This window comes from Kitasatospora sp. NPDC057518 (assembly GCF_042802075.1).
Taxonomy (GTDB): Bacteria; Actinomycetota; Actinomycetes; order Streptomycetales; family Streptomycetaceae; genus Kitasatospora.
This window is the reverse complement of the sequence record NZ_JBHVEU010000002.1, coordinates 27,029-36,365: the sequence shown is the minus strand read 5'-3', so window position 1 is coordinate 36,365 and position 9,337 is coordinate 27,029. Positions and strand designations below refer to the sequence as shown.

Below are 9,337 nucleotides of genomic sequence, written 5' to 3'. Positions count from 1 at the left end.
CGCCCTCGTTGATTCGGAGCACATGATCATGGAAACGACCAACGACAGGCTCGTCGAAGCACTTCGCACCTCCCTCAAGGAAGCCGAGCGGCTCCGGCAGCAGAACAGCGCGCTCCTTGCGGCGTCGAGCGAGCCGATCGCGATCGTGGGTGCGGGCTGCCGCTTCCCGGGCGGTGTGACGGGTCCCGAGGAGTTCTGGGACCTGGTGGCCGGCGGTGTCGACGCGGTGGGCGCCTTCCCCGCCGATCGCGGCTGGGAAGCCTTCGAGGAGGCGTTCGGCCGAGGGCAGACGTACCGGCGACAGGGCGGATTCGTCTACGACGCGACCGAGTTCGACGCGGGGTTCTTCGGGATCAGCCCGCGCGAGGCGCTGGCCATGGACCCGCAGCAGCGCCTGCTGCTGGAGACCTCCTGGGAGGCCATCGAGCACGGCGGGATCGACCCGAAGTCGCTGCACGGGTCGATGACCGGTGTGTTCATCGGAGCCAACACGTCGGGGTACAGCTCGGTTCTGCCCGTCGAGGACGAGAGCCTGGACGGCTACCGGCTGATCGGCGCGGTGTCGGCGGTCGCCTCGGGCCGGATCTCGTACTGCCTGGGTCTGACCGGTCCGGCGGTGACGGTGGACACGGCGTGCTCGTCGTCGCTGGTGGCGATGCACCAGGCGATCCTGGCGCTGCGGTCGGGTGAGTGCTCGATGGCGCTGGCCGGCGGCGTGGCGGTGATGGTGTCGCCGGGTGCGTTCATGGAGTTCGGGCGTCAGGGCGGTATGGCGTCGAGCGGTCGGTCGAAGGCGTTCTCGGAGGAGGCCGACGGGATCGGCTGGGGCGAGGGTGCGGGCATGGTGCTGCTGGAGCGCCTGTCCGATGCCCGGCGCAACGGGCACCAGGTGCTGGCCGTGATCCGTGGCAGCGCGGCGAACCAGGACGGCGCGTCCAACGGTCTGGCGGCGCCGAACGGTCCCTCGCAGCGGCGGGTGATCCGTGCGGCGCTGGCCAACGCGCAGCTGTCGGCGGCGGACGTGGACGTGGTCGAGGCGCACGGGACGGGCACGACGCTCGGTGACCCGATCGAGGCGCAGGCGCTGCTGGCCACCTACGGGCAGGCCGAGGACCGCGCCGCCGACCGGCCGCTCTGGCTGGGGTCGGTGAAGTCCAACATCGGGCATTCGCAGTGTGCGGCCGGTGTGGCGGGTGTGATCAAGATGGTGATGGCGCTGCGGCACGAGGTGCTGCCGAGGACGCTGTTCGCCGAGGAGCCGTCCTCGCACGTGGACTGGACGTCCGGGAACGTGCGGCTGCTGAGCGAACCGGTGGAGTGGCCGGCGGGCGAGCGGCCGCGGCGTGCGGGTGTGTCGGCGTTCGGCGTGAGCGGGACGAACGTCCACCTGATCGTGGAGGAGGCTCCGGCGGCCGTCGAACCCGAGGCGCGGGAGGCCCGGGTGCTTCCGGTGTTTGCCGGTGGGGCGTCGGCCTGGCCGGTCTCCGGTCAGAGCGCTGCGGCGCTGGCGGGTCAGGCGGGTCGGCTGCGTGAACACGTGGCGGAGCGGCCGGAGTTGTCGGTCGGCGATGTGGCGTGGTCGCTGGCGACGACGCGTGCGGCGCTGGAGCGCCGGGCCGTCGTGCTCGGCGCGGACCGGGATGAACTGGCGGCGGGGCTGACGGCCGTCGCCACCGGGCAGCCGGCGGCTGGTGTGGTCACGGGGTCGGTGGCTGCCGCCGGTGTGGGGCGGACGGTGTTCGTCTTCCCCGGTCAGGGCAGCCAGTGGGTCGGGATGGGGCGCGAGCTGGCGGAGGCCTCGCCGGTGTTCGCGGCCCGGCTGGCCGAGTGTGCCGCGGCTCTGGCGCCTTACGTGGAGTGGCAGTTGGGCGATGTCCTGGCTGGTCGGCACGGTTTCGAAGCCGCTGACGTCGTGCAGCCGGCGCTGTGGGCCGTGATGGTCTCGCTCGCTGCGGTATGGCAGGCGGCGGGTGTCGCTCCGGATGCGGTGCTGGGTCACTCGCAGGGTGAGATCGCCGCTGCGGCCGTCGCGGGGATCCTGTCCCTCGATGACGCCGCCAAGGTGGTGGCTCTGCGGAGCAAGACCCTGAAGGCCCTGGCCGGTCGTGGCGGGATGCTGTCGATCGGCGAGCCGGTGGACGGTGTCCGCGCCCGGATCGCGTCGTACGGCACCCGCCTTTCCGTCGCGGCGGTGAACGGCCCGTCGGCGACGGTGGTTTCCGGTGACGCCGACGCGCTGCGCGAACTCGCCGACTCCTGCGGGGAGTCCCCGCGTGCCCGGATGATCCCGGTGGACTACGCCTCGCACAGCGCCCATGTGGACGAGCTGCGCGAGGAGATCCTCTCGGTTCTCCAGGGCATCGCTCCGACCGAGGCTCGTATCCCGATGGTGTCGGCGCTGACCGGCGCGTGGCTGTCCGGCCCCGAACTGGACCCGGCCTACTGGTACGCGTCGCTCCGGGAGACCGTCGAGTTCGACCGCGCGGTGCGGATCCTCGGCGACGCGGGTCACGGCGTGTTCCTGGAGGTCTCGCCGCACCCGGTGCTGACCCCGGCGATCGGCGACAGCCTGGAGGACCGCTCCCCGGTCGTCGTGGGCACCCTGCGGCGCGACGAGGGCGGCGCCCAGCGCCTGCTGACCTCGCTCGCCGAGGCCTACGTCCAAGGCGCCCCCGTCGACTGGGCGGCGGTGCTCGGCGCCGGCACGGCGGTCGCGCTGCCGACCTACGCCTTCCAGCGGCGCCGCTACTGGCCCGAGGCCCCGGCGGTGGAGCGCGCGAAGCTGTCGGTGGACGACTGGCGCTACCGCATCACCTGGCAGCCCTCCACCGCTCGTGGCCCGGCGGACCTGTCCGGCACCTGGCTGGTCGTCGGCGACGGCCCCGAGGCGGCGACGGTCGCCGAGGCGCTGGCCGGTCAGGGTGCCGAGGTCGTGACGGCCGCCGGCCCGGAGCGGCTTGGCGCGGTGCCGGCCGAGGGCGTGGCCGGTGTGGTGTCGCTGCTGGCCCTGGACGAGACGCCGCTCGCCGACCACCCGTTGGTTCAGCGCGGGCTGGCGGAGACCGTCGAGCTGGTGCAGGCGTTGGGCCGGGCCGGGGTCACGGCTCCGCTGTGGGTGCTGACCCGCGGCGCGGTGGCCGTCGGCCCGGACGAGGTGACGACGAGCCCGGTGCAGACCCAGGTCTGGGGTCTCGGCCGTACGGTCGGTCTGGAGCACGCGGACCGCTGGGGCGGTCTGGTCGATCTGCCGCCGGTGGTGGACGCCGATGCGGCCGCTCGTCTGGTCGGCGTCTTCGCCGATGGCAGTGAGGACCAGGTCGCGGTGCGGCCGTCCGGGGTGTTCCTGCGCCGGCTGGTACGGGCGGAGGCCCGGCGCGTGGAGTCGGAGGACTGGTCGCCGCGCGGCACCGTCCTGTTGACCGGCGGCTCGGGTGCGATCGGCGTGGTCCTCGGTCCGTGGCTTGCCGAGCACGGTGCGCCGAGGGTGGTTCTGACCTCCCGCTCCGGCCCGTCGGCGCCCGGGGTGGCGGCGCTCGCGGCCACGCTGGCGCAGGCTGGTTCGGCCGTCGAGGTCGTGTCGTGCGACCTGTCGGTGCGCGAGCAGGTGACCGGCATGGTGACGTGGATCGAGGCCTCCGGCCCCGGCCTCTCCACCGTCCTGCACTCGGCGAACACCCCGTTCCTCGCACGGCTGGAGGACACCGACCGCGACGGGCTCGCCCTGGCGGTCGGCGCGAAGGCGGCCGGCGCCGTCCACCTGGACGAGGCGACGGCGCACCTGGGCATCGACGAGTTCGTGATGTTCTCGTCGATCTCGGCGACCTGGGGCAGCAACGACCACGCCGCGTACGCGGCGGGCAACTCCTTCCTGGACGGGCTCGCCGAGGACCGTCGCGCCCGGGGCCTGCCCGGGACCTCGATCGCCTGGGGTGTCTGGAACACCCGCGACTGGGACGCCGTGGACGCGGCGATGGACCAGGCTCCCGGCCGCGTCACCCCGCACCGCCTGCTGCGGCAGGGCATGAACTTCCTGGACACCCAGCGGGCGCTGACCGCGCTCGCCGAGGTCCTCGCCGACGACGAGACCTTCATCGCGGTCGCGGACGTCGAGTGGGAGAAGTTCGCGCCGGTGTTCACGGCCGCCCGCCCGCGCCCGCTGCTGGACACCATCCCCGAGGCCCAGGAGGACACCGCCCCTCGTACGGTCGACGACCAGCGCAACGAGTTCGCCGCCCGGCTGGCGGGCCTGTCGGCCGCCGAGCGGCGCCGGACCGTCGTGGAGCTGGTGCGGACGCAGGCGGCCGCGGTGCTGGGCCATGAGTCGGCGGACGAGATCGTCGCCAGCCGGGCGTTCCGGGAGCTGGGCTTCGACTCGCTGACCGCCGTCGAGCTCCGCAACCGTCTCAACGCGGCCGTGGGCGTCCGGCTGCCGTCCACGGTGATCTTCGACCACCCGAGCGCCTCGGCGCTGGCGGACGAGATCCTGGCCGCGCTGTTCGGTACGGACGCGGACGAGGACCAGACCGTGACGGCGGCGGCGGTGTCGACCGATCCGATCGCGATCGTCGGTATGGCCTGCCGCTACCCCGGTGGCGTCCGGACTCCGGAGGAGCTGTGGGACCTCCTGGCGGCGGGCGGGGACGCGATCGGCGCCTTCCCGGCCGACCGCGGCTGGGACGTCGACGCGCTCTTCGACCCGGACCCGGACGCCGAGGGCTCGACCTACGTGGTCGAGGGCGGATTCCTCAGCGGGGCCGCGGAGTTCGACGCCGGGTTCTTCGGCATCAGCCCGCGCGAGGCCCTCGCCATGGACCCGCAGCAGCGCCTCCTGCTGGAGACCTCCTGGGAGGCCGTCGAGCGGGCCGGCATCGACCCGAAGTCGCTGCACGGCTCCGCGACTGGCGTCTTCGTCGGCGCGGCTTCCTCCGGCTACATCGGCGCCGCGAGCGGCGAGGCGGGAGCCCAGGCCCACCTGATCACCGGCAACGCGCTGAGCGTGCTCTCCGGCCGGATCTCGTACTCCTTGGGCCTGGTGGGCCCGGCGGTGACGGTCGACACGGCGTGCTCCTCGTCCCTGGTCGCGCTGCACCAGGCGGTGCAGGCGCTGCGGTCGGGCGAGTGCGACGTCGCCCTCGCCGGCGGTGTGACGGTGATGGCCGACCCCGGCGAGTTCGTCGGCTTCTCGCGCCTGCGGGCGCTCGCCTCCGACGGCCGCTGCAAGGCCTTCGGCGAGGGCGCGGACGGCATGGGCATCGGCGAGGGCGCCGGCATGCTCGTGCTGGAGCGGCTCTCCGAGGCGCAGCGCAAGGGCCGTCGGGTCCTGGGCCTGGTGCGCGGCTGCGCGATCAACCAGGACGGCGCGTCGAACGGTCTCACGGCGCCGAACGGTCCTGCTCAACGGCGGGTCATCCGGGCGGCGTTGGCCAACGCCCGGATCTCGGCGGCGGACGTGGACGTGGTCGAGGCGCACGGGACGGGTACGGAGCTGGGTGACCCGATCGAGGCGGGTGCGCTGCTGGCGACCTATGGTCAGGAGCGGTTCGAGGACCGGCCGTTGTGGCTGGGGTCGGTGAAGTCCAATATCGGGCACGCTCAGCAGGCCGCGGGTGTGGCCGGTGTGATCAAGATGGTGCTGGCGTTGCGGGCCGGGGTGCTGCCGAAGACGCTGCACGCGGACGAGCCGTCCTCGCACGTCGATTGGGAGACGGGCAACGTCCGTCTGCTCCAGGAGCAGGTGGCGTGGCCGGCGGGCGAGCGGCCGCGCCGGGCCGGTGTCTCGGCGTTCGGCATCAGCGGCACCAACGCGCACGTGATCATCGAAGAGGCCCCGGCCGCGATCGACGCGAGCGCCCCGGATCCCGCCACGGCGGTGGAGAGCGGGGTCCAGGCGTGGGTGGTGTCCGGTCGCAGCGCGACCGCGCTGGCCGGTCAGGCCGGTCGACTGCGTGAACACGTGCTGGCGCGGCCGGAGTTGCCGGTCGGCGACGTCGCGTGGTCGCTGGCGACGACGCGTGCGGCGCTGGAACACCGGGCCGTCGTGCTCGGCGGCGAGCGGAGTGAGCTCGCGGCGGGTCTCGTGGCGGTGGCCACGGGGCAGCCGGCGGCGGGTGTGGTGACCGGGTCGGTGGCGGCCGCCGGGGTGGGGCGGACGGTGTTCGTCTTCCCCGGTCAGGGCAGTCAGTGGGTCGGCATGGGGCGTGAGCTGGTCACGTCGTCGCCGGTGTTCGCGGCGCGGCTGGCGGAGTGTGCTGCGGCTCTGGCGCCTTATGTGGACTGGCAGTTGGACGATGTGCTGGCCGGGCTTCACGGTTTCGAGGCCGCCGACGTGGTGCAGCCGGCGCTGTGGGCGGTGATGGTGTCGCTGGCTGCGGTATGGGAGGCGGCTGGTGTCGCTCCCGATGCGGTGGTGGGTCACTCGCAGGGTGAGATCGCCGCCGCCGCCGTCGCGGGGATTCTCTCCCTGGACGATGCCGCCAAGGTGGTCGCTCTGCGGAGCAAGACCCTGAAGGCGCTGGCAGGTCGCGGTGGGATGCTGTCGATCGCCGAGCCGGTGGCGGGTGTCCGGGCGCGGATCGCTTCGTACGGTTCCCGTCTGTCGATCGCGGCGGTGAATGGTCCGTCGGCGACGGTGGTTTCCGGTGACGCCGATGCGCTGCGTGAACTGGCGGACGCCTGTGGGGATTCGCCGCGTGCCCGGATGATCCCGGTGGACTACGCGTCCCACAGCGCGCACGTGGACGAGCTGCGGGAGGAGATCCTCTCGGTTCTCCAGGGCATCGCTCCGACCGAAGCCCGGATCCCGATGGTGTCGGCGCTGACCGGTGCGTGGCTGTCCGGCCCCGAGCTGGATCCGGCCTACTGGTACGCGTCGCTCCGGGAGACGGTGGAGTTCGACCGTGCCGTGCGGATTCTGGGCGACGCGGGACACGGTGTGTTCCTGGAGGTGTCGCCGCACCCGGTGCTGACCCCGGCGATCGGCGACGCCCTGGAGGACCGTTCCCCGGTCGTCGTGGGCACCCTGCGACGCGACGAGGGCGGCGCCCAGCGGCTGCTGACCTCGCTCGCCGAGGCCTATGTGCGGGGGCTCCCCGTCGACTGGGCCGGGCTCCTGGGCGGTGGTTTGACGGTGGACCTGCCGACGTACGCGTTCCAGCACCGCCACTACTGGCCCGAGGCGGTGGCCGAGGTTGCCGAGGGTTCCGTCGTCGACGCCGAGTTCTGGGCGGCGGTCGAGGGCGGGGACGCCGACGGCCTGGCGGCGGCGTTGAACATCGACGGTGACCGGCTGGGTGAGGTGCTGCCGGCGCTGGCCGACTACCGGCGCCGTGAGCGGGCCGGCTCGGCGGTCGCGGACTGGCGGTACCGGGTGTCGTGGGCGCCAGTGAGCGAGTCCAATGGGGTCCTGGCCGGGACGTGGCTGCTGGTCGGGGACGGCACCGACGCAGGCGTCGTGGCGAAGGCGTTGGCGGATCACGGTGCCGATGTCGTCACTGCGGACCGTCCTGACCGGATCGGTCAGACCGTGGCCGCGTGCTCCGATCTGCGGGGTGTGGTGTCGCTGCTGGCGCTGGACGAGTCGCCGGAGGAGGCGGGTCCGTGGGTGTCGCGTGGTGGTGCTGACACGCTCGCGCTGGTCCAGGAGCTTGGGCGGCTCGGTGTGTCCGCTCCGCTGTGGGTGGTCACGCGGGGTGCGGTGCGGGCGGTCGCGGGTGATGTGGTGCGGCCGATGCAGGCGCAGCTGTGGGGTCTGGGCGCTGTCGCGGCGCTGGAGTTGGCGGGCCGTTGGGGCGGGCTGATCGACCTTCCGGCTGCCGTGGATGCGCGTACGGGTGCGCGGCTGGTGTCGGTCCTGGTCGGCGATGAGGACCAGGTCGCGGTGCGTGCGGGCGGGGTGGTGGCGCGGCGGTTGGTGCGCGCAGGCCGTCCGGTCGTCCGTGAGGCGTGGTCGCCGCGTGGCTCGGTCCTGGTGACGGGTGGCACGAGCGGCGTCGGTGCGATCACCGCCCAGTGGGTGGCGGATCGCGGCGCGTCGCGGGTCGTGCTGACGTCCCGTTCGGGTCCGGGTGCCGCCGGTGTGGCGGAGCTGGCGGCCTCGATCGCGGCTCGCGGTGCGGCAGTCGAGGTGGTGTCGTGTGACATCGCCGACCGCGCCTCCGTGGCGGAGATCCTGGACCGTATCGACGCGACGGGTCCGGCGCTGTCGTCGGTGGTCCACTCGGCCGGAACGGGCGGGCGGACACCGGTGGAGCAGCTGTCGGTGGCCGAGCTGTCGCGGCTGCTGTCGGCGAAGGTCGGCGGCGCTGTGGTGCTGGACGAGTTGACGGCCGGCCGGGACCTGGACGCGTTCGTGCTGTTCTCGTCGGGTGCGGGTGTCTGGGGCAGCGGCGCTCTGGCTGGCTATGCGGCGGCGAACGCGCACCTGGACGCGTTGGTGGAGGACCGTCGTTCCCGTGGTCTGGTGGCCTCGTCGGTCGCCTGGGGCCTGTGGGCCGGCGTCGGCATGGCGGCCGGCTCGGGTGGCGAGCGGTTGCGCGAGTTCGGTATGGAGGGCATCGACGGGCGCCGGGGCATGCTGGCGCTGGGCCAGGTCCTGGACGCCGGTGAGGGTGCGATGGTGGTGGCCGGCTTCGACTGGCCGCAGTTCGTGCCGACCTACACCCTGCACCGGGCCAGCCGTCTGCTGGCGGACCTTCCCGAGGTCCGTGCGGTCCTGGCCGCCGAGGCCGCCGTCGAGTCCACCACCGAGGAAGTCGGCGCGTGGGCAAGCCGGTTGGCCGGGATGCCGGTCGCTGAGCAGCGCCAGGTCCTGACCGACCTGGTCCGGGGCCACGCGGCCGCGGTCCTCGGCCATGACTCGGCAGACGACGTGCTGCCGCAACGCGCTTTCAAGGAGCTGGGCTTCGACTCCGTCGGAGCCGTCGAGCTGCGGAACCGCCTCTCCAAGGAGGTCGGTGTCAAGCTGGCCTCCACGATGGTCTTCGACCACCCGAACGCCACCGCCCTCGCGGACTACGTACGAGGTGAGCTGGTCGGCACCGGCGGAGCGGACGACGGCGATCCGGTGCTGGAGACCCTGGAGCGGCTGGCCGCCGAACTGGACTCCGTCGACGGGGGAGCCGACGCGCGCCAGGACATCACCGAGCGCATGCAGACCCTGCTGTCCCGGTGGATGCGGCGCGGCGCCCCCGGCGCCGGCGCGGAGGACGGTGGCGCCGCCGCCACCCGGCAGACCGTGGCCGGACAGCTCAACGAAGCCTCGGCCGACGAGGTTCTGGACTTCATCAACAAGGAACTGGGGGCGTCGTGATGATCTCCGGTGCTCAGATCAAGACGACGT

The 9,337-nt window shown here is 73.2% G+C and carries 1 protein-coding gene; it reads left to right on the top strand.

Annotated elements, in window-relative coordinates; translation table 11 throughout:
* Window positions 1-28 precede the first annotated feature (28 nt).
* Window positions 29-9,307, top strand: coding sequence for a type I polyketide synthase (locus ACFU7Z_RS00385; protein ID WP_380775029.1), 9,279 nt, complete (start codon window positions 29-31; stop codon window positions 9,305-9,307).
* The last annotated feature ends 30 nt before the right edge of the window (window positions 9,308-9,337 follow it).

Coding starts and splice junctions, on each gene's coding strand:
- ACFU7Z_RS00385 (WP_380775029.1), top strand. CDS start 29: ATGGAAACGACCAACGACAGGCTCGTCGAAGCACTTCGCACCTCCCTC.